This is a genomic window from Sphaerisporangium aureirubrum, assembly GCF_042658925.1.
In the GTDB taxonomy this organism is placed as follows: Bacteria; Actinomycetota; Actinomycetes; order Streptosporangiales; family Streptosporangiaceae; genus Sphaerisporangium; species Sphaerisporangium aureirubrum.
In genome coordinates this window covers 20,759-41,418 of the sequence record NZ_JBHSRF010000018.1, presented here as the reverse complement: position 1 = coordinate 41,418, position 20,660 = coordinate 20,759, and the positions used below count along the sequence as shown (strand labels likewise).

At 71.9% G+C, this 20,660-nt stretch carries 17 protein-coding genes; 9 read left to right on the top strand and 8 right to left on the bottom strand.

The window, feature by feature from the left end:
• Position 1 precedes the first annotated feature (1 nt).
• From ACFP1K_RS15410 to ACFP1K_RS15395, 4 genes are all read right to left on the bottom strand, one after another.
• Positions 2–2,179, bottom strand: a complete 2,178-nt coding sequence (locus tag ACFP1K_RS15410) for a serine/threonine-protein kinase (protein ID WP_380752821.1) — start codon at positions 2,177–2,179, stop codon at positions 2–4.
• Positions 2,180–2,333: 154 nt separating this feature from the next.
• Positions 2,334–3,941 carry a monocarboxylate uptake permease MctP gene (gene mctP, locus ACFP1K_RS15405; protein ID WP_380752816.1) on the bottom strand — a complete coding sequence of 536 codons (1,608 nt, stop codon included), beginning with the start codon at positions 3,939–3,941 and terminating at the stop codon, positions 2,334–2,336.
• Positions 3,938–4,165 carry a DUF3311 domain-containing protein gene (locus tag ACFP1K_RS15400; RefSeq protein ID WP_380752813.1) on the bottom strand — a complete coding sequence of 76 codons (228 nt, stop codon included), beginning with the start codon at positions 4,163–4,165 and terminating at the stop codon, positions 3,938–3,940. Before ACFP1K_RS15400 ends, mctP begins: the two co-directional genes overlap by 4 nt.
• Before the next feature lie 159 nt (positions 4,166–4,324).
• Positions 4,325–5,920 carry a CocE/NonD family hydrolase gene (locus ACFP1K_RS15395; RefSeq protein WP_380752809.1) on the bottom strand — a complete coding sequence of 532 codons (1,596 nt, stop codon included), beginning with the start codon at positions 5,918–5,920 and terminating at the stop codon, positions 4,325–4,327.
• 401 nt (positions 5,921–6,321) lie between these two features.
• On the opposite strand from ACFP1K_RS15395, the gene ACFP1K_RS15390 reads away from it, so the two are divergent.
• Entirely contained in the window at positions 6,322–8,463 is a 2,142-nt protein-coding gene (locus ACFP1K_RS15390) for an anthranilate synthase component I (protein ID WP_380752804.1), read from the top strand.
• Between the two features lie 85 nt (positions 8,464–8,548).
• On the top strand, positions 8,549–9,259 hold the full coding sequence (thyX, locus tag ACFP1K_RS15385; RefSeq protein ID WP_380752801.1) for an FAD-dependent thymidylate synthase: 711 nt from the start codon (positions 8,549–8,551) through the stop codon (positions 9,257–9,259).
• Between the two features lie 46 nt (positions 9,260–9,305).
• Here thyX and ACFP1K_RS15380 read toward each other — a convergent pair whose 3' ends face one another.
• A complete protein-coding gene (locus ACFP1K_RS15380) occupies positions 9,306–9,611 on the bottom strand; it encodes a hypothetical protein (RefSeq protein ID WP_380752794.1) in 306 nt (101 codons plus the stop codon).
• Positions 9,612–9,898: 287 nt separating this feature from the next.
• Positions 9,899–10,972, bottom strand: a complete 1,074-nt coding sequence (locus tag ACFP1K_RS15375; protein ID WP_380752791.1) for a globin domain-containing protein — start codon at positions 10,970–10,972, stop codon at positions 9,899–9,901.
• Between the two features lie 661 nt (positions 10,973–11,633).
• On the opposite strand from ACFP1K_RS15375, the gene ACFP1K_RS15370 reads away from it, so the two are divergent.
• Complete coding sequence (locus ACFP1K_RS15370; protein WP_380752784.1) at positions 11,634–12,320, top strand: gamma-glutamyl-gamma-aminobutyrate hydrolase family protein; 687 nt, start codon at positions 11,634–11,636, stop codon at positions 12,318–12,320.
• A gap of 70 nt (positions 12,321–12,390) precedes the next feature.
• Here ACFP1K_RS15370 and ACFP1K_RS15365 read toward each other — a convergent pair whose 3' ends face one another.
• Both ACFP1K_RS15365 and ACFP1K_RS15360 read right to left on the bottom strand, forming a co-directional pair.
• Entirely contained in the window at positions 12,391–13,572 is a 1,182-nt protein-coding gene (locus tag ACFP1K_RS15365; protein WP_380752776.1) for an acyl-CoA dehydrogenase family protein, read from the bottom strand.
• Positions 13,573–13,644: 72 nt separating this feature from the next.
• Entirely contained in the window at positions 13,645–14,244 is a 600-nt protein-coding gene (locus ACFP1K_RS15360; protein WP_380752773.1) for a class I SAM-dependent methyltransferase, read from the bottom strand.
• 269 nt (positions 14,245–14,513) lie between these two features.
• Between ACFP1K_RS15360 and ACFP1K_RS15355 the strand changes: the two genes are divergently transcribed.
• The 6 genes from ACFP1K_RS15355 to ACFP1K_RS15330 all read left to right on the top strand — a co-directional run bounded on the left by ACFP1K_RS15355 (position 14,514) and on the right by ACFP1K_RS15330 (position 20,601).
• A complete protein-coding gene (locus tag ACFP1K_RS15355) occupies positions 14,514–15,092 on the top strand; it encodes a CDP-alcohol phosphatidyltransferase family protein (protein WP_380752770.1) in 579 nt (192 codons plus the stop codon).
• 93 nt (positions 15,093–15,185) lie between these two features.
• Positions 15,186–17,687 (top strand): sugar phosphate nucleotidyltransferase, encoded by a 2,502-nt coding sequence (locus ACFP1K_RS15350; protein ID WP_380752767.1) that lies wholly within the window; start codon positions 15,186–15,188, stop codon positions 17,685–17,687.
• Positions 17,688–18,048: 361 nt separating this feature from the next.
• Entirely contained in the window at positions 18,049–18,552 is a 504-nt protein-coding gene (locus ACFP1K_RS15345) for an FHA domain-containing protein (RefSeq protein WP_380752764.1), read from the top strand.
• Positions 18,553–18,564: 12 nt separating this feature from the next.
• A complete protein-coding gene (ftsR, locus tag ACFP1K_RS15340; protein ID WP_380752761.1) occupies positions 18,565–19,230 on the top strand; it encodes a transcriptional regulator FtsR in 666 nt (221 codons plus the stop codon).
• A 130-nt stretch (positions 19,231–19,360) separates the two neighbouring features.
• Positions 19,361–19,831, top strand: a complete 471-nt coding sequence (locus tag ACFP1K_RS15335) for a bifunctional nuclease family protein (protein ID WP_347634304.1) — start codon at positions 19,361–19,363, stop codon at positions 19,829–19,831.
• 146 nt (positions 19,832–19,977) lie between these two features.
• The gene (locus ACFP1K_RS15330) at positions 19,978–20,601 is read left to right on the top strand and encodes a MerR family transcriptional regulator (protein ID WP_380752757.1); all 624 of its coding nucleotides are present in this window, start codon (positions 19,978–19,980) and stop codon (positions 20,599–20,601) included.
• The last annotated feature ends 59 nt before the right edge of the window (positions 20,602–20,660 follow it).

The following is a 20,660-nucleotide window of genomic DNA, read 5'->3' as shown; positions in this document are numbered from 1 at the left end:
TTCAGCGCGACGGGCGGAAGTACGTGCCGGGGGTCTCGCGGCCGGTCACACCGCCGACGCACCGGTAGATGCGCACGCCCTCCTTGAAGGCGTCGGGGCTCGGCGGGAGGACCGACACCATCCACTGCCCGGAGGGGATCGCCCGCGCGGTCCCGGTCCGGGAGCCGAGGAGGACCCGGGCCGAGCAGAGCCTCTTCACGACCGGGTGGGCCTCCAGGTCGGCCAGGTCGAAGGTCATCGCGTCTTTGGGCAGGGGGGCGATGGCGAACGTCTCCCAGACGTGGCTCTCCTCGCAGGCGCGCCGCCGCACCGACACCGCCCCGGTGATGGCGACGATGCCGCCCCAGCACTCGGCGTCCCGCCCGCAGGCCGCGCCCGCGCCGGTGACCGCGGTGGCCGGGCAACTCGCCGTGGTGACGGGCACCCCGCCGAGCGTGCCCGCCGGATCACCCGTTCGCCCCCCGCCCGAAGCGGACGGCGCCGGATCGGACCCGGATCCCGTCCCCGGCGCGCCGGAGGCCCCGGGCGGCCCCGCGGTGCCGGTCCCCGGGTCGCCGCTCTCGAACCACGCGATGGTGACGCCGATCACCAGCAGCAGCGCGAAGACCCCCGCGAGCACCCCGTACAGCTTGGTGTGCCCAGGCCGCGGCACAGGAGGCACAGGCGGACGCGTGATCTCGCTCCGGCTGATCGGCCCCGAACCCCGCCCCCCGGCCCCCGGCACCCCGTCACGACGACCTCCAGGCCCGGTCACCTGCCCCCGCGGCCCCTGCTCGACGCCCCCCGCCCACCCGCCGGGGACACCCCCGGGACGCCCACCCGGCCCGCCGCTCCGGCCACCCGGCCCTACGGCCCGGCCGTGACCGTCCGGCCCGGCGGCCTGGCCGCCGGACCCGTATCCCTGGCCGCCGGACCCGTATCCCTGGCCGCCGTCCCCGGGCCTGCCGCCCGATCCACCGGGGCCACCCGGCCCGGTGACCTCCACCGGGCCCGCGCCCCTGCCGTGCCTGCCCCGCCCGCTCGGCCCGGTCGAGCCTGCTCCCTGACCGGGTCCCGTGGCGTCGGGGACGAACCCGGCGGGCGCGGATCCGCGCGACCCGGGGGAGGCGTACGGCGACGCGGGCGGCCCCGCCGCATGGGCCGGGGGACCGGAGGGGCCCGGCGAGAACGAAGGGGACACCGGGGGATGGGGAAGCGAGGGGGACGCGGGAGCGTAGGGACCGGAGGATCCGTGCGCGTAGCCGTCCGCGCCGGGAGAGGAAGGGCCGGCGGCGGGGGTGTACGGGCCCGAGGACCCGTGGGAGTGGCCGTCGGGAGAGGCGGGAGTGCGGGAGCCCGAGCCGGATTGGATCAAGGCCTCGGCGGGGACGGCGGAGAGGGCGTCGCGAAGAGCGGCGGCCGAGGGGAGGCGGTCGCGCGGGTGGGTGGCCAGGCCGGCGCGCAGGACGGCGGTCAGCTGGGGCGGGACCCCGGGGATCTCGGGCACGGGGAGCCGGTGCAGCGCCATGATCATGGCGACGTTGACGACCCCGCTCTCCGGGAAGCGCGGCGGACGGCCGTTGAGCAGCGCGTACAGCGTCGCCGCCAGCGAGTACACGTCCCCGGCGGGGCTCGGCTCGGCCAGCTCGAACGCCTCGGGCGGCCCGAAGGCCGGGGTCAGCGACTCCCGGGTGACCGACACCTCGCCCTCGGCGTGCGCGGTCGCGGCCAGCCCGAAGTCCGACAACGCGACCATGCCGTACCTGTTGATCAGGATGTTGGCGGGCTTGACGTCACGGTGCAGCACCCCGGCCGCGTGCGCGGCGGCCAGCGCGTCGGCGATCCGCACCCCGATGTCCCGCACCTCGGCGGCGGGCAACGGCCCCCGCTCCCGCAGCCGGTCCGACAGCGACCCGCCCGGGCACAGCTCCAGCACCATGTAGGGCCGCCCGTCCCCGAGCACCCCCGCGTCGTAGACGTGCGCCACGTGCGGATGCCCCGACAGCGCCCCCGCCGAGCTGACCTCCCGCATGAACCGCCGCCGGTCCCGCTCGGAGACCAGCACCCGGTTGTCCACCTTGAGCGCGACCTCGCGCCGCACCGCGAGCTGCCGGGCCCGGTACACGACCCCGAACCCCCCTTGCCCCAGGATCCCGAGCATCTCGTACCCCGGCACCCCGGGTGCCCCCGGCTCGGTCACCTGTCGCCCTCCTCGCTGTCCGCGAGCGGCAGACTACCGGAATGATCCCATCCGTATTCCCCTTTAGATCACCATTTGGGAGTGCGGGGACACGGGACGGTCCCCGGGAACCGGGCGGCTCCCGGGGACCCGGACGCCCCGGCGGCGGGCGGGGTCAGTGCGAGCCGGAGAGCTCGATGTCCTGGACGCGGGGGTCGCCCTCGTCGGCGGTGTAGTCGGCAGGGCGGGTGGCGTCGGCGCCTTCGGGGGACTTGGCGGCGCGGGCGATCAGGGTGGCGACGACGGCCACGGCCAGGTTGACGGCCAGGGCCAGGAAGCCGGCGTAGATGGTGATCTTGGTGTCGAAGCCGAGTTTGGCCAGAGGGAAGGCGGAGCCGCCGAAGTGCTCGTGTTTGATGACGGGGTTGGAGATGTTGTAGAGCATCAGCATGCCCGCGCCCATGCCGGCGGCCCAGCCGGCGATCAGGCCGACGCGGTGGAACCAGCGGGTGAACAGGCCGAGGGCCACCGAGGGCAGGGTCTGCAGGATGATCACGCCGCCGATGAGCTGCAGGTCGATGGAGAACTGCGGGTCGATGAGCAGGATCACCAGCACCGCGCCGACCTTCACCACCAGTGAGGTGACCTTGCTGACCGCCGCCTCCTGCGCGTCGGTGGCGTCCGGCTTGATGTACTCCTTGTAGATGTTGCGGGTGAACAGGTTGGCGGCGGCGATGGACATGATCGCGGCGGGCACCAGCGCGCCGATGCCGATCGCGGCGTAGGTCACCCCCGCCAGCCAGTCGGGGAACATCTTGTCGAACAGCAGCGGCACCACCGTGTTGGCGTCGGTCTTGCCGTCGGCGGTGATCGGTTTGATCCCGGCCGCGATCGCCATGTAGCCGAGCAGCGCGATCAGGCCGAGCAGCAGGCTGTAGGCGGGCAGCGCGGCCATGTTGCGCTTGACGACGCCCCGGTTGCGCGCGGCCAGCACGCCGGTGACGCTGTGCGGGTACAGGAACAGCGCCATGGCCGAGCCGAGGGCCAGCGTGACGTACTGCAACTGGTTGCCGGAGTTCAGCAGCCACCCGTCGCCGGGCGCGGGGGTCGAGGCGAACTTGTCCCGGCCCGCGTCGAAGATCGCGTCCCAGCCGCCGAGCCGGGTGGGGATGTAGATGATCGCGATCAGGATCACGATGTAGATCAGCGTGTCCTTCACGAAGGCGATCAGCGCGGGGGCGCGCAGCCCGGACTGGTAGGTGTAGGCGGCCAGGATGGCGAAGGCGATGATGAGCGGCAGGTCGCCGGTCACGCCCATCGTCTTCAGCACGGCCTCGATGCCGACCAGCTGCAGCGCGATGTACGGCATGGTGGCCACCAGGCCGGTGATCGCGATCAGCAGGGCCAGGGTGGGGGAGCCGAAGCGGGCGCGCACGAAGTCCGCGGGGGTGACCATGCCGTGCACGTGCGCCACCGACCACAGCCGGATCAGCACCAGGAACACCAGCGGGTACACGATGACGGTGTACGGCAGCGCGAAGAAGCCCGTCGCCCCGGCGCCGAACAGCAGCGCGGGCACGGCCACGAAGGTGTACGCCGTGTAGAGGTCGCCGCCCACCAGGAACCACGTGACCCACGAGCCGAACTTGCGCCCGCCGAGGCCCCACTCGTTCAGGCTGGCCAGGTCGTCGGGGCGGCGCCAGCGGGCCGCGACGAACCCCATGCCGCTGACGAGCACGAACAGGACGGTGAAGACGACGATCTCCACGATGTGGTCGCTCATCGCCCGCTCCTCCCGCCCATGCGGTACACGATCGTCGTGCAGCCGACGCCGATGACGATGAACGCGAGCTGGAGCCAGTAGAACAACGGGAACCCGAACAGCCGGGGATTCTCGGAGTTGTACAGGGGGGTTATCAACGGGACGACGATCGGCAGGAGCAGGAGCCAGTTCCACCGGCTGCGGTCGCTGCGTTCCGGACGCTGGTCGCTGGGCGGCGTGGTCAACGCGTTCTCCTCGGTATCAGTGTGGCTTAACAGCTCTGTTGAGACTGTTGAGCCTGGTCAACCGGATGGGCGAAGCGTAATTTCGTTCGGTCCGTGTCAAGCTCACCAATCGCCGAACGGCCTTGTCGGCGCGGTGAGCGGCCCCCGCGGGCCGGGTGGTCAGCCGGTCACGTGCCGCAGCACGACCGCCGACGGATGGGCCGGGTCGTGGAACACCTCCTGCTCCACCGGGACCGACTCGCGGCCGGTGGCCAGAGGCTCCCCTGTGCCGAGGTTACGCGCCAGCCGCGGGTAGGCGCCGCCCGCCACCTGCACCCGCACCCGGTGGCCGCGCTTGAAGCGGTGCGCGATCGGCCACAGCTCCACCTCGGCCCGGCGCACGCCGTCCTCGCCGCCGGCGGGCGCGCCGGGGGCCATCCGCCGCACCCCCTCGCACACGTTGAGCGACGTGCCGTCGGGGTGCACGTCGCAGACCCGGACCACCAGGTCGGCGTACCCGGTGCCGGTGCGCACGTACATCTCGGCGGTGACCGGCCCGATCACGTCCAGGTCCTCCCGCAGCACCTCCCCGGTGTACACCAGCACGTCGGGGCGCCGCTCCAGGCGGCGGTTGTCCCTCGGCGCGGAGTTGCCGAGCAGGGTGGGCCCGCCCATCACCGGCGTCGGGCTGGCCGGGTCGAAGCGGAACAGGTCCGGTTCGCCGTCGGCGGGGCCGCCGGGCCCGAGCCCGTGCCCCGCCTGCAGGTGCCAGCGCTGTTCCCGCGAGCCGGGTATCGGCCAGTCGGCGTAGTCCCGCCACTCGCCGGCGCCGGTGACGTACACCCGCACCGGGCTCTCCCGCAGGTCGGAGCTGTCGCCGAGCAGGTGGGCGCGGAACCACGCGAGGGCGTCCAGGGTGGCGAGCCGGCCGTGGCGCACGTCGGCGTGGTGCCAGGGGCCGATGGTGAGGTGCGGCTGCCGTCCCGCCGCGCGCATCGCCGCGTAGTCCTGCAACTGCCACGGCAGGAACACGTCGTACCAGCCGCCGGTCATGGTGACCGCCGCGTCGACCTCGCCGACGGTGGCCGAGTGGTCGCGCTTCTTCCAGAACGGCGCGTCGGGGTCGGCGTGGTGGGTGAGCACCTCCTGGAAGAACGGCAGGCGGCGCCCGGTGGCCAGCACGTCGAACTCGCCGACCGGCCGGTCCGACGACACCGCCCGCCGGGTGCGGCGCGGCGCGAAGAACACGGCCGCGCCGCTGAGCGGGCCGTTCATCATGGACGTCAGCGTGCTCCAGCTGAGCGTGGCCTCCAGCGCGAACGAGCCGCCGACGTAGGCGGCGTCGCGCAGCTGCGAGGCGGTGACCTGCGTGGCCATCGCCTTCAGGTCGGGCCCGGCGTAGGGCGCGATGCCCCAGTGGGCGTGGCCGAGGTAGCTCGGGCCGTGCAGGGCGAAGCTGCCGCCGTACCACGGCTGGGCGCGCATCCACTCGATGGTGGCGAGCCCGTCGTCCTGCTCGTCCAGCGGCGAGGCCACGCCGCCGGAGCCGAAGCCGCCGCGGCAGCTCTGCAGGATCACCTGGAACCCGTGGCGCGCGAACGCCCTGCCGTAGGCCAGCCCGAACATGCCGCGCCTGCCGTACGGCGAGCGGACCAGCACCGTCGGCGCCCGGCCCGCCCCGACCGGGATGTAGCGGTCGGCGAGAAGGACGACCCCGTCGGGCATCGGCACCCGCATGTCCCTGTGGACGAGCACCTTGTAAGGAACCCGAGCCATGCGCGCCCCCTCTAGCCGGAGGATCACTCCGATTGCGTTGTAAGCAGCGCTTTACTCGCGAGTAACATTCTAGTGCTAGAATCGCCCGGCCGCTGTGACGGGCGTCACCCTGGGGTTTGCCCGGCGACACCACACGTCACTCCCGCGCCACCCCGCATCACCCCGGCCCCACCCCGGCGCGCCGCGCGGGCACCCCGAAGCGGTGGCGTCGCGCTCGCGGGCCCGCTAGCATTCACCACATGCGATCCATCTCGCCCGCTCAGTGGTGGCGCTGCTCATAGGCGGCGCGGACTTCGCATGTTTTCCAACGGCCGCCCCGGAGGCGGCCTTTTTCGTGCTCGCCCGGGGCTTCACCGATCACATGATCATTTAGATCGGCGATCAAGAAGGGCGAGTGCAAGGTGAACACGAGCGGATACACCACCGCGGGCGGCGTCGGCGTCGAAGTGACGACGGCGGACGTGCCCGAATCGGTGCTGGAGGAGGTCGTGGCCTCCCTCGGTGAGCGCCGCGGCGGCGTGCTCTCCTCCGGCATGGAGTACCCCGGCCGCTACAGCCGGTGGCACCTGGCCTACGCCGACCCGGTGCTGGAGATCGTCGCCCGGGGCCGAGTCATCGGCGCCAGGGCCCTCAACGACCGCGGCCGGGTCGTGCTCCCGGTCGTCACCTCCTGCCTGCTCGCCGCGGGCAAGCCCACCTGCGAGCCGACCGCCGACCACGTCGAGGTGCACGTCCCCGAGTCGGAGGAGATCCTCCCCGAAGAGATGCGCAGCCGGCGGCCCACCGTCTTCACGGCCATCCGCGAGGTGATCGCCGCCTTCGCCGGCGCCGACGGCCACCTCGGCCTGTACGGCGCGTTCGGCTACGACCTGGCCTTCCAGTTCGAGCCGATCCGCCAGGTGCTGGAGCGGGCCGCCGACCAGCGCGACCTCGTGCTCCACCTGCCCGACCGGATCATGGTCGTGGACCGCAAGCGCGAGACCAGCAAGGAGTACCGCTACGAGTTCACCGTGGACGGCGTCTCCACCCGCGGGCTGCCCCGCACCGGCGACCCCGTGCCGCCGGCGGCCGTGCCGGAGGAGATCCCCCCCGGCCCCGCCACGGGCGGCTACGCCACCGTGGTGGAGGCCGCCAAGGCCAGGTTCCGGCGCGGCGACCTGTTCGAGGTGGTGCCCGGCCAGGTCTTCCACGGGCCCTGCGCCGACCCCGCGGCCTTCTACCGCGCCCTGCGGCAGATCAACCCCGCGCCGTACGAGTTCCTGTTCAACCTCGGCGAGGGCGAGCACTTGGTGGGCGCGTCGCCGGAGATGTACGTACGGGTGCAGGGCGACCGGGTGGAGACCTGCCCGATCTCCGGCACCATCGCCCGCGGCGCCAACCCCGTCGAGGACGCCGAGGCCATACGCACGCTGCTCAGCTCGGTCAAGGAGGAGTCGGAGCTGACCATGTGCACCGACGTCGACCGCAACGACAAGTCGCGGATCTGCGTGCCGGGCACCGTGCAGGTCATCGGCCGCCGCCAGATCGAGATGTACTCCCGCCTCATCCACACCGTCGACCACATCGAGGGCCGCCTGCGCCCCGGCTTCGACGCCCTGGACGCCTTCCTCACCCACATGTGGGCCGTCACCGTCACCGGCGCGCCCAAGACCTGGGCCATGCAGTTCATCGAGGACCACGAGGCCACCGCCCGGCGCTGGTACGGCGGCGCGGTCGGCTACCTCGGCTTCGACGGGTCCATGAACACCGGCCTCACCCTGCGCACCGCGCAGATCCGCGGCGGCGTGGCCACCGTGCGCGCCGGGGCGACCCTGCTGTACGACTCCGACCCGGCCGCCGAGGAGCGCGAGACCGAACTGAAGGCGAGCGCCCTGCTCGGCGCGCTGGCCGCCGTGGGGACGACCGCCGAGCCCGTCGTCGCCGCACCGGCCGAGCGTCCGGGTGAGGGCATGAAGGTGCTGCTGGTCGACCACGAGGACTCCTTCGTCAACACCCTGGCCGACTACTTCCGCCAGCAGGGCGCCGACGTGCTGACCCTGCGGCACGGGTTCCCGCTCGGCATGCTCGACGAGGCCGCGCCCGACCTGGTCGTCCTGTCGCCCGGCCCCGGCTGGCCGTCCGACTTCGGCTGCGCCGCGCTGGTGGACGCGCTGTACGGGCGCGGGCTGCCCGTCTTCGGCGTGTGCCTCGGCCTGCAGGCCATGGTCGAGCAGGCGGGCGGCACGCTGGAACTGCTCGACTACCCCGAGCACGGCAAGCGCGGCAAGGTGGGCCGGGTCGGCGACAGCGCGATGCTGGACGGCCTGCCCGCGGAGTTCACCGCCGCCCGCTACCACTCGCTGCACGCCAAGACCCCCGGCGTGCGGGGCTTCACCGTCACCGCCACCACCCCCGACGGCGCGGTGATGGCCATCGAGGACACCGCCAACCGCCGGTACGCCGTGCAGTTCCACCCCGAGTCCATCCTCACCACCGAGGGCGCCGCCGGCGCGCGCGTCGTCGCCAACGTCCTGCGGCTGTGCCGCACCGAACAGGCCGGCTGAGCAGCGGAGGGGAGGCGGTGCGCCCGCCGGGCGCGCCGCCCCCCGCCACCAGTACCATTGGCGGCCGACGAGAGGGGATTGAGGCGTGGAACTGGTCAGCGAAGTGACGGTGGAACTGGTCAAGCACAGCGCGTCCGACTCGGACGTGGTCTGGGCGGCCCGGGTCTCCACGGCGGGGGAGAAGTCCCTGGACGCCGTGGGCCAGGACGCCGAGCGCGCCAAAGGCTTGATCAACTACCTGATGCGCGACCGCCACGGCAGCCCCTTCGAGCACAACTCCATGACCTTCTTCATCAGCGCCCCCATCCTGGTCTTCCGCGAGTTCCACCGCCACAGGGTCGGGTGGTCGTACAACGAGGAAAGCGGCAGATATCGGGAGCTTCAGCCCGTTTTCTACGTCCCCGGGCCGGATCGGAAGCTCGTCCAGGAGGGCAAGCCGGGACGGTACGTGTTCGTGGAGGGGTCCGCCGAGCAGCACAAGCTGGTGGGGGAGGCGATGGAGCGGTCGTACCGGGAGTCGTACGAGGCCTATCAGGAGATGCTGGCGGCGGGGGTGGCGCGGGAGGTGGCCAGGGCGGTGCTGCCGGTCGGGTTGTTCTCGTCGATGTACGCCACCTGCAACGCTCGGTCGCTGATGCACTTCCTGTCGCTGCGGACCAAGGACGAGCGCGGGGTGGTGCCGAGCTTCCCGCAGCGGGAGATCGAGATGGTGGCGGAGAAGATGGAGGCGTTCTGGGCGGAGCTCATGCCCATCACCCATGCCGCCTTCAACGCCACGGGCCGCGTCGCCCCCTGAGCCGGTCGCCGGGCGGGGCCCGCGAGGGTTGTGCCGTGCGGGGCGGCTATAAGGCGGGCACGACGTAGACCTCGGCGCCGGGGGGCAGGGCGCAGGCCAGGCCGCCGAGGCGGCGGGCGTTCTCGCCGCAGACGAACATGCTGATGTGGCGGCGGATGCCGCCGTACTCGTCGCACAGGCGGCGTTCCAGCTTGGGGTTCACGCGGCGCAGGGTGTGCAGGGCGGCGCCCAGGGTGGGGCAGCTCTCGTCGGAGTCGGCCACGGCGAAGACGCGGACCTCGGTGGCCCCGCTTCCCCAGTGGCCGAGGGCGCTCGGCAGGACGAACGTCACGAGCGTGACGGGCTTGGCCATGGCGGTCAGCGCACCGCCGGCCCGGCGGGGGAGACCGGGGTGCTCCCGGGGGGCGGTCGCCTCGGGCCGGCGGCGTGCGGGAAGCCGGGCATGATCGCCCTTCCTTTCACGGCGGGGAGAGCGGCACGCCCGTCCCCCTGGCTCGGCGTGGTCTCCGCGGCTCGACATGGGTCACCGCTGTGCGGATCGGTGTCATCGTGTCACGTCGCCGCGGAGGCCGCCGGACTCCACGTGATTTGGGTGATCAGTTCGCCCGGAACGTCCGGGATATCGGGTTGATCGGGAGGTCAGATCCTCTCGTGGGAGGTGTCCCGGTGGATGCGCCCCGCCGGCACGCCGCCGTCCCGCAGGCGGCGCACGGTCTCGTCCACCATCCCCGGCGGCCCGCAGACGTAGCACTCGTGCTCGCCGAAGGAGGGGAAGCGCCGTATGACGTCCGGCAGCCGCCCGCGCATGCCGTCGTAGGACGGCTGCTCCGACACCACGGGCACCACGCGCAGCCAGGGGAAGGACGACTCCATCCGGATCAGGTCGCTTAGGTCGTACAGCTCGGCCGCGGTGCGGGCGCCGTAGAGCAGGTGGACGTTGGGGCGGCGGCCCGAGGAGATGACGTGCTCGATGATCGCTTTGAGCGGGGCCAGCCCGGTGCCGCCCGCCACGCACAGCAGGTCCCGTCCGGCGTCGCCGCCGCCGCACGGCGGGACCATGGTGCCGACCGGCGGCCCGACCAGCAGCGAGTCGCCGATCTTGGTGTGCGAGACCAGCGCGTTGCTGACCCAGCCGCCGCCGACGGCGCGCACGTGCAGGCGGATGGTGTTGTCCGGGCGCGGGGCGTTGGCGATCGAGTACGTGCGCCACACCCGCGGCCAGCGCGGGCTCTGCACGTTGACGTACTGCCCGGCGGTGAAGCGCAGGGGGGTCCCCGGGCGCAGGGTGACGATCGCGATGTCGGGCGTGCGCAGCTCGTGGTCGACGACCTCGGCGAGCCACCAGGCGGGGGAGACCCCGGCGTCGGCCTCGGCGGCGTCGATCATCATGTTGGCCGCCGCCGTGTACGCCGCGACCCAGGCCGCCTCCATCTCGGCCGACCACATGTCCGCGGCGAACCTCCTGATGGTGGCGAGCAGGGCGTTGCCCACGGCGGTGTAGTGCTCGGCGAGCACGCCGTACTTGCGGTGGTCGCGGCCCAGCTGCCCGAGATAGGGCGTGAGGCCGTCGGGGCTGTCGATGCTCCAGACGATGCGGGTCAGCGCGTTGAACAAGCGCTCGCGCTGGACGTCCATGGCGGGGGGGAACATGCCGCGAAGGTGAGGATTCTCCGCGAACAAGCGCCCGTAGAAGTAGGCCGTGGCCTTCGCCATGACCGGCTGGACGACAGAGAAGCTTTCTTTGATAAGACGGGGATTCAATGACATTAATGGACGCCACCCTAATGGGATCGGATTCAACCGATCCGGTCTGCCCTCCTTGACGGCCCGGGTAGTGAGCGGACGGCGGTCCCGGCCCGGCCGTTCGCTCGAAATGGAGTCTTCCATTCCGCCTTGCGCCTCACAACCGTTTCACCACAATGCACGGGGTTAGCGAACTCTTGGTAATCAGGTCATGATTGTCGGTGTGCGGTGGATCTGGAGGCGAAACGGGCATTGATGAACGAAATTCATCTCCTTTTTCACGAGGAACTCTCAGATGTGATCACTTCCCTGCAATCCGGAATGCCGCTGATATTTCCCCGGCCTGGGAGGTGCAATTGAGGGGCAATTGCCGCGATCGCCGCGGCGGGGCCCGCCCGGCACGCCCGGCGGCCCGGGGGATGCGCGCGGGACGGGGCGGGCCGGCCTCCCCGCGCAGGTCTGGCCCCGATTGGACCGTGCCAGTGTGACGAATGATGCTGAAGTGACGTGACTGATACTCGGATGTGCGACATACCCGAAATGCAGTACGTCATGATGGGCTTGCCACTGGAATGGGCTGGATGCCGCCGCACCTGGGCGGTATGACCTCGCGCGAGCCCCTGGAGATCGCATGTCCCGACCGTTGATCGGTATCACCACCTACTTCGACGCGGCCCGCTGGGGCACGTGGGTCCGCGAGGCCGTGCTCTCGCCGCCCGCGTACGCCAAGGCAGTGGACCGTGCGGGCGGCGCCCCGGTGCTGCTCCCGCCGCTCAGCCAGGGGGCGATCGACGGCTACGTGCGCGGCCTGTCCGGTCTGATCCTGGCCGGGGGAGTGGAGGTGGACCCCGCCGCCTACGGCGAGGAACGCGACGAGCGGCTGGAGGAGCCCCAGCCTGGCCGCGACCGGTTCGAGACGGCGCTGGCCCGCGCGGCCGTGGAGGCCGGCGTGCCCGTGCTCGGCGTGGCCCGGGGCATGCACGTGCTCAACGTCGCCCTCGGCGGCACGCTCATCCCGTGGCTCCCCGCGGCCGTGCACCACGAGAGGCACGGCGCGAGCGCCCCGCACGTCGTCCAGGTCAGCGTGTCCAGCAAGGTGGGCAAGGCACTGGGCGACCGCATCGAGGTGTCCATGCCGCACAACCAGGCCGTGAAGCGGCTCGGCAACGGCCTGCTCGCCGTCGCCTGGGCCGACGACCAGATCGTGGAGGGCGTGGAGCTGTCCGGCCACCCCTTCTGCGTGGGCGTCCAGTGGCACCCCGAGCGCGGCGAGGACAACCGCCTGGTGGACGCCCTGGTCGAGGCCGCGATGCCGTGACGGCTCCCCCGGGTGAGGACGCGGCGCCCGCCGTACGGCGGGCGCGGGCGTCTCTGAGGGCCGGCCGCCGTCAGAAGCTGCGCGGCAGGCCGAGGACCTGCGTGGCGAGGTAGTTGAGCAGCAGTTCCTCGGTGACCGGCGCGACCCTGCCGATGCGGGCGTCGGCCAGCAGGCGGGCGACGGGGTACTCCAGGGAGTACGCCATGCCGCCGAAGGTCTGGAACGCGTGGTCGGCCGCCTCCCAGGCGGCCTGCGAGGCGGTCAGCTTGGCGATGTTGGCCTCGGTGGCGCAGGGCTCGCGCCGGTCGAACAGCCAGGCCGCCTTGTACAGCATCAGCCGGGCCAGCTCGATCTTCGCCTTCACCTGCGCCAGCGGGAACGCGATGGCCTGGTTGGCGCCGATCGGCCGGCCGAACACCTCGCGCTCCTTGGCGTAGGCCACCGCCACCCGCAGCGCCACCTCGGCGCCGCCGAGCGCGCTCGCCCCGAGCAGCACCCGCTCGGGGTTGAGGATGTCCCACAGCACCTGCGCCCCGGCGTCCACCTCGCCGAGCACGCTCGCGGCGGGCACCCGCAGGTCGTCCAGGAACACCATGTTGGACGGTGTGGTGTTGGCGCCCATCTTGGGGATCGGCCGGAAGGACAGCTGCCCGGCGGCGACGGCCTTCGGCACGTCCACCAGGAAGACGGTCATCCCCGCGGTGCGGGGCCTGGCCTGCTCGGCCGGGATGGTCCGGGTGACCAGCAGCATCCAGCGGGCCCGCTGCACGCCGGTGATCCAGATCTTCCTGCCGTCGATCACGTACTCGTCGCCGTCGCGGCGGGCGGAGGTGGTGATGGCCAGCGAGTTGGACCCGGCGTCCGGCTCGGTGAGCGCGAAGCAGGTCTCGGCCTCCCCGGCGGCCAGCCTGGGCAGCAGCTCGGCCTTCTGCGCCTCCGACCCGTGGCGGGCGACGGTCATGGCGCCGAAGCCGGGGGTGAGCACATAGGTGAACGCCGAGCCCCCTGCGGCGCCGGAGGCCGCCAGCGTCTCGGTGGCCACGGCCAGCTCCAGCAGACCCTGGCCCCCGCCGCCGTACTCCTCGGGCACCGCCAGGCCGAGCCAGCCGCCCTTGGCCAGCTCCGACCACACCTCGTCCGGCCAGCGCTTCTCGGCCTCGCAGCGCTGCCAGTACTCCATGTCGTACCGCGAGCAGACGTCCGCGATGCCGCGCCGGACGTCCTCGGCGGTCTCCGGAAGCGTGAAATCCACCGTGATCACTCCATTCCCGTCGGGGCGCAATAGTAGAACGTAGTTCTGCCCGCGACGAGGAGGCGGGACGGCTCAGCCCGCGTGGGCCCGGGGCCGCCGGGAGTGGTACACGAACGCGGGCGGGACGTTGCCCCACACGGTGCGGCTCGGCACGACCTCCTCGAAGGTCGCGGCGAGCAGGCGGCGGAACCGCAGGGCCGGGGGCAGCGTGCGGGCGTGCACGTAGGCGAAGGTGGTGAACGCCCCGTCCGGCGCCAGGGTCGCGACGATCGCGTCGAGCAGCCGGTCCTGGAGCGCGGAGGGGAAGGCGGCCCACGGCAGGCCGCTGATCACCGCGTCGGCCCGGGCCAGGCCGCGGTCGGCCAGCAGCCGCGGCAGGTCGGCGGCGTCGGCCACGACGACCTCGGCGCCCGGGTGCTTCTCGGCCAGCAGCTCCGCCAGGCGGGGGTTGATCTCGACGGCCAGGTGGTGGCCGCGCCCGCCGAGCCTGCGCTGGATCTCCGCGGTGAACGAGCCGGTCCCCGGTCCCAGTTCCACGATCACCGGCTCGCCCCGCTCGGGCACCGGGCTGGCGATCGCCCTGGCCAGGCGGCGCGAGCTGGGGGCGACGGCCCCTGTGGTGCCGGGCGACCGGACGAACTGCCCGAAGAACACTGCGGAGTCATTGGCCATAGGCCTGACATTAAACAACAAAGCGGTCTGCTCGCTTCCACCGCGCGGCCGATCTCATGGACACCAGGAGAATGCCATCTCCGCCTCCGGGATGACGCCATCTCGCCGTTCGCGTCGCGCGAGGCTCGCCCGCCGCGTTCCGCCGCCCACCGGATAGGGTCGGCATCAGTGTCGCGAACGGGGCACGCGGAGGCGCGCACGCACGGGCACGCCGGCCACACAGGGCACACGGGGGCGGGTGGCGAGTGTCACATGACGGGAACCCAGGGGTGAACTCCGCGGAGGACCGCATCTGGACGGTTCCGAACGCGCTGAGCATGATCCGGCTGCTCGGCGTGCCGGTGTTCCTGTGGCTGGTGCTCGGCCCCAAGGCCGACGGCTGGGCCCTGCTGCTGCTGATGGCGGCCGGCTTCTCCGACTGGCTGGACGGCAAGCTGGCGCGCGCGTGGAACCAGATCAGCCGGATGGGCCGCCTGCTGGACCCCCTGGCCGACCGCCTGTACATCCTGGCCACCCTGATCGGCCTGACCCTGCGCGAGGTGATCCCCTGGTGGCTGGCCGCGCTGCTCATCGCCCGCGACCTGCTGCTCCTGCTGTGCGTGCCCATCCTGCGGCGCCACGGCCTCGGCACGGCGCTGCCGGTGCACTTCCTCGGCAAGGCGGCCACCGCGGGGCTTCTGTACGCCTTCCCTTTGCTCTTCCTGGCCTCCCACGACGGCTGGTACGCGGACGTGGCCCGAATCCTGGGATGGGCCTTTGCCATCTGGGGAACAGGTCTGTATTGGTGGGCGGGGGCGCTGTACGTGGTTCAGGGGCGCCGGCTCATCGGAGGGGCGAGCCGGGCATGAACGATCGTGGGGCCCGCCCCGGCGAGTCCCCTTCGGTGATGCCCAGCCGCGCGATCGGGTGCCCACCGTGACACGACATCCGGAGGGTGATCAGTGAAGGCCGTCGTGATGGCGGGCGGTGAGGGCACTCGGCTGCGGCCGATGACCGCCAACCAGCCCAAACCCCTGCTTCCCGTGGTCAACCGGCCCATCATGGAGCATGTGCTGCGCCTGCTGAAACGGCACGGGTTCACCGAGACCGTGGTGACCGTGCAGTTCCTCGCCGCGCTGGTGCGCAACTACTTCGGCGACGGCGACGAGCTCGGCATGAGCCTGCACTACGCCACCGAGGAGGTCCCCCTCGGCACCGCCGGCAGCGTCAAGAACGCCGCCGACAAGCTGCGCGACGAGCGTTTCCTGGTCATCTCCGGCGACGCGCTGACCGACATCGACCTGACCGACATGATCAGGTTCCACGAGGAGAACCACGCCCTGGTCACCATCGGGCTCAAGCGGGTGCCGAACCCCCTGGAGTTCGGCATCATCATCGTGGACGACCACGGCCGGGTGCAGCGCTTCCTGGAGAAGCCCACCTGGGGCCAGGTGTTCTCCGACACCGTCAACACCGGCGTCTACATCATGGAGCCCGAGGTCCTGGACGAGGTGGCGCCCGGCGTGCCCGTCGACTGGTCGGGCGACGTGTTCCCCAAGCTCCTTGCGCGCGGCGCGCCGCTGTACGGCTACGTCGCCTCCGGCTACTGGGAGGACGTCGGCACCCACGAGAGCTACCTCAAGGCCCAGGCCGACGCCCTGTCGGGCCGGGTGCGCCTGGACCCCGACGGCTTCGAGCTGTCCCCGGGCGTGTGGGTGGCCGAGGGCGCCTCGGTGGACCCCGAGGCCATCCTGAAGGGCCCGCTGTACATCGGCGGCTACGCCAAGGTGGAGGCCGGCGCCGAGCTGCGCGAGTACACCGTGCTCGGCGACAACGTGGTGGTCAAGGAGGGGGCCTTCCTGCACCGGGCCGTGGTGCACGACAACGTGTACATCGGCCCGAGCGCCAACCTGCGCGGCTGCGTGGTGGGCAAGAACACCGACATCATGACCGGCGCCCGGATCGAGGAGAACGCGATCGTCGGCGACGAGTGCGTGATCGAGGCCGAGGCCTACGTCTCCTCCGGCGTGAAGATCTACCCGTTCAAGACCATCGAGGCCGGGGCGGTCGTCAACACCAGCGTCATCTGGGAGTCGCGCGGCCAGCGCAGCCTGTTCGGCCCGCGCGGGGTGTCCGGCCTGGTCAACGTCGAGATCACCCCGGAGCTGTGCGTGCGGCTGGCCAGCGCGTACGCCACCACGCTGAAGAAGGGGGAGTCGGTCATCACCTCGCGCGACTCCTCCCGCGCGGCGCGGGCGTTCAAGCGGGCGGTGATCAGCGCGCTGAACGCCAGCGCCGTCAACGTGCTGGACCTCGAGGCCGCCGCGCTGCCGGTGGCCCGCTTCCACACCGCCAACGGCACCGCCTCGGGCGGCATCGCGCTGCGCACCACGCCGGGCGACCCGCAGAGCGTCGACATCATCTTCATGGACCACAACGGCGCCGACCTGTCCCAGGGCGCCCAGCGCAAGCTGGAGCGGGTGTTCTCCCGGCAGGAGTTCCGGCGGGCCTTCCCCGGCGAGATCGCCGAGCTGAGCTTCCCCGCCAGGGCGGTGGAGGACTACACCCGCGAGCTGCTGCGCTGCATCGACATGTCCGGCGTGCGGGACGCCGAGATGAAGGTCGTGATCGACTGCGCCGGGGGCACCTCGTCCCTGGTGCTGCCCTCCCTGCTCGGGCGGGTGGGCGTGGACGTGCTCACCGTCAACAACCGCCTGGACGACTCCTCGCCGACCGAGACGCTCGCCGAGCGTCGCAGGGACCTGCAGCGGCTGGCGGAGCTCGTGGGGTCGTCCAGGGCCGCGTTCGGGGTGCGTTTCGACACCGTGGGGGAGCGCATCTCCCTGGTGGACGAGATGGGGCAGCTGATCAGCGAGGAGCGGGCGCTGCTGGTGGTGCTGGACCTGGTGGCGGCCGAGCGCCGCGGCGGGCGGGTGGCGCTGCCGGTGACTACCACCCGGGTTGCGGAGCAGGTCTGCCGCTTCCACGGCGCGCAGGTGCAGTGGACCCCCACCGCGCTGGACGCCCTCACCTCGGCGGCGGGCGACCCTGACCTGATCTTCGCGGCGGACGGCAGGGGCGGGTTCATCGTGCCGGAGTTCGCGGCCACCGTGGACGGCCTGGCCTCGTTCCTGCGCCTGCTCGGCCTGGTGGCACGCACCCGCCTGTCGCTGAGCCAGATCGACGCCCGCATCCCGCGCGCCAAGATGCTCAAGCGCACCGTCCCGACGCCGTGGGCCGCCAAAGGCGCCGTGATGCGGTCGGTGGTGGAGGCCGCCGACGGCTACCATCTGGACACCACCGACGGCGTCCGGGTGGTCGAGGAGGACGGCGGGTGGGCGCTCATCCTGCCCGACCCGGCCGAGGCGGTGACCCACCTGTGGGCCGAGGCCGACGACATCGACGTCGCGCAGAGCCTGCTGGAACGCTGGGCGCGTGTGGTGGAACAGGCGGTCGGCCCCTGACCCCCAAGGAATCGCCCGTTACGCCGCAAACGACCTGATTTCTGGCGCATTCGAACGGCGCGCCGCATGGACCGGAGGGCGCGGCGGGCGGTAGCTTTGGACCGGCGCGGCGAGCCGAGTCGGAAGGGGCGAGGGGCGAGCGCCGTTCACCATCACGCGAGCCCCCGTCAGCGATGACTCGAACGAGCCCGACCAGCAGCATGTCCCGTCCCGCGAGCCTGACCTCATCTTGACCTTTGCGACTCAATCAGCGTAGGTTGCGGCATTCGCAGACTGAAGCAATCTTGAGAAGCGAAGCACCGAGGCACGCCGCACTGAGCACCGTCGCCGCGACTTCGCGGTAGGAGGCCGAGCCGATCCGATGCCGAGCGTCTACTGCACGCAGTGCGGTCATGCCAACCCTGACGACGCCCGTTTCTGCTCTCGGTGCGGGTCGCCGCTGAGCCGTGCCGAGAACACGCCCGGGGACACCACCTCCACGATCTCCCTGAGCGGGATCGAGGCGATGGACGGCGAGGCCACAGGACAGACGCTCCTGCCGGACCGGGCGGCGGTGGATCAGCTGCCGCCGGGCACCGCCCTGCTGGTGGTGATGCGCGGCCCGAACGCCGGGAGCCGGTTCCTGCTCGACAGCGACCTCACCACGGCGGGCCGTCACCCCGAGAGCGACATCTTCCTGGACGACGTCACCGTGTCACGGCGCCACGCCGAGTTCTACCGCCGGGGCGGCCATTTCACCGCCCGCGACGTCGGCAGCCTGAACGGCACCTACGTCAACCGCGAGCGGATCGAGGAGTACCCGCTGACCGGCGGCGACGAGGTCCAGATCGGCAAGTTCCGGCTGGTGTTCCTCACACGTGGGTGAGCGGGGGCGGTGATGGGCGCGCAGGCCGCCAGGGCGTTCATGAGCATCGGGGAGGTCCTCGAGCTCCTGCGCGCCGACTTTCCCGACATCACCGTCTCCAAGATCCGCTTCCTGGAGGGGGAGGGGCTGATCGAGCCCCAGCGCGCCCCCTCCGGGTACCGCAAGTTCACCCACGCCGACGTGGAGCGCCTGCGCTTCATCCTCACCGCCCAGCGGGACCGCTACCTCCCGCTGCGCGTGATCAAGGACCACCTGGACACCGCGGGCGACGAGGGCACCGGGCCCCGCTCCCTGGAGTCCGCGGCGCCCGAGGTCCGGCTCGGCCGCGCCGAGCTGTGCGAGGTGGCCGGGCTGGACGAGGAGACCCTCGCCGAGCTCGAGGACTACGGCCTGCTGGCCCCGGTGGCCCGCAGGTACGACGCCGAGGCCCTCGCCGTGGCCAGGGCCTGCGGCGCCCTGGCGGCCTTCGGGCTGCACCCCCGCCACCTGCGCGTGCTCAAGGCCGCCGCCGAGCGTGAGGCGGGCCTGGTCGAGCAGGCCGTGGCGCCCCTGCTGCGCCGCCGCGCCCCGGGCGCCGCCGGCCAGGCCGAGGAGGCCGCCCACGAGCTGTCCGGCCGGCTGCTGGAACTGCACGCCGCCCTGGTGAGAGGCGCCCTGCGCGGCATTCTGGGCCGTTGACCGAGGCACCCGGACATTTCGGGGTGCGAGGATGTTACGTTGAGGTTTGCGGCGATGGTCACGCCGCGAGCCGTGAGCCGCGAGGGAGCAGGCCTGAAGCGGGCCGGCGACCAACGAGACGGAGCCGCCTGTGTTGCAGATGGAGGTCGTGGGGGTCCGGGTGGAGATGCCCTCCAACCAGCCCATCGTCCTGCTCAAGGAGGCGAAGGGCGAGCGTTATCTGCCGATCTGGATAGGGATGACCGAGGCCACGGCCATCGCTCTCGCACAGGCCGAGGAGCCGCCGCCGCGGCCGCTCACGCATGACCTGTTCAAGGACGTGATCGAGGCGCTCGGCGTCCGGCTGCAGACGGTCAACATCGTCGCGCTGCGCGACGGGATCTTCTTCGCCGACCTGGTGTTCTCCAACGGCGTCGAGGTCAGCGCGCGGCCGTCGGACTCGATCGCGCTGGCCCTGCGGACCGGCGCGGGCATCTTCGCCAGCGAGGACGTGGTCCGCGAGGCGGGTGTCATCATCCCCGACGATCAGGAGGACGAGGTCGAGAAGTTCCGCGAGTTCCTGGACACGATCACACCGGAGGACTTCGGTCGCGCCGGTTAGTCATATCGGGCATTTACGCTTCACGACGCGCCGAGCGGGATCGTTGACTGAGCATGCCGCCGGTCCTACGGTGCAAGGGAACCCACGGTTGTAATTCACGAACCCCCAGATCAGACCGTGGGATGAGAGAAAGCCGGAGGTCCGCAGTGGCGGTCAGCAGCGGCGAGGGCAAGTCGGCCGGCCAGCGCGATCGGGCTCAGCGTCAGTCGGCACGTGAGCGCGCGGGCGAGCAGGGCCTGCTGTTCGGCGAGCGGCCCGGGTCGCTCCCCGCCGACGTGGGCTACCGCGGCCCGACGGCGTGCTCGGCGGCCGGCATCACCTACCGGCAGCTGGACTACTGGGCGCGCACCCAGCTCGTCGAGCCGTCCGTGCGCCCCGCGCAGGGCTCGGGCTCGCAGCGGCTGTACAGCTTCCGCGACATCCTGGTGCTCAAGGTCGTCAAGCGCCTGCTCGACACCGGCGTGTCCCTGCAGCAGATACGCACCGCCGTCCAGCACCTGCGCCAGCGCGGCGTCGACGACCTCGCGCAGATCACCCTGATGAGCGACGGGGTCAGCGTCTACGAGTGCACCTCGGCCGACGAGGTGATCGATCTTCTGGAGGGTGGGCAGGGCGTGTTCGGCATCGCCCTCGGCGGGGTGTGGCGCGAGGTCGAGGGATCTCTCGCCGAACTGCCGGGGGAGCGTGCCGAGCCGGCCGACCGGGACCCTTTCGCCGAACACCCCGGTGACGAGCTGGCCCAGCGCAGACGGGCGCGCCGCACAGGCTGAGGGTGGGGTAGGGGTAGCCCCTCACAAGGGGCGGGACGGTACCATTGGCGTGAAGCTTT

Excerpts from the sequence above, each read along its gene's own strand:
- mctP (WP_380752816.1), bottom strand. The coding sequence starts at position 3,941 with ATGAGCGACCACATCGTGGAGATCGTCGTCTTCACCGTCCTGTTCGTG.
- ACFP1K_RS15395 (WP_380752809.1), bottom strand. The coding sequence starts at position 5,920 with ATGGCTCGGGTTCCTTACAAGGTGCTCGTCCACAGGGACATGCGGGTG.
- ACFP1K_RS15380 (WP_380752794.1), bottom strand. The coding sequence starts at position 9,611 with ATGGCCAAGCCCGTCACGCTCGTGACGTTCGTCCTGCCGAGCGCCCTC.
- ACFP1K_RS15375 (WP_380752791.1), bottom strand. The coding sequence starts at position 10,972 with ATGGCGAAGGCCACGGCCTACTTCTACGGGCGCTTGTTCGCGGAGAAT.
- ACFP1K_RS15370 (WP_380752784.1), top strand. The coding sequence starts at position 11,634 with ATGTCCCGACCGTTGATCGGTATCACCACCTACTTCGACGCGGCCCGC.
- ACFP1K_RS15360 (WP_380752773.1), bottom strand. The coding sequence starts at position 14,244 with ATGGCCAATGACTCCGCAGTGTTCTTCGGGCAGTTCGTCCGGTCGCCC.
- ACFP1K_RS15345 (WP_380752764.1), top strand. The coding sequence starts at position 18,049 with ATGCCGAGCGTCTACTGCACGCAGTGCGGTCATGCCAACCCTGACGAC.
- ftsR (WP_380752761.1), top strand. The coding sequence starts at position 18,565 with ATGGGCGCGCAGGCCGCCAGGGCGTTCATGAGCATCGGGGAGGTCCTC.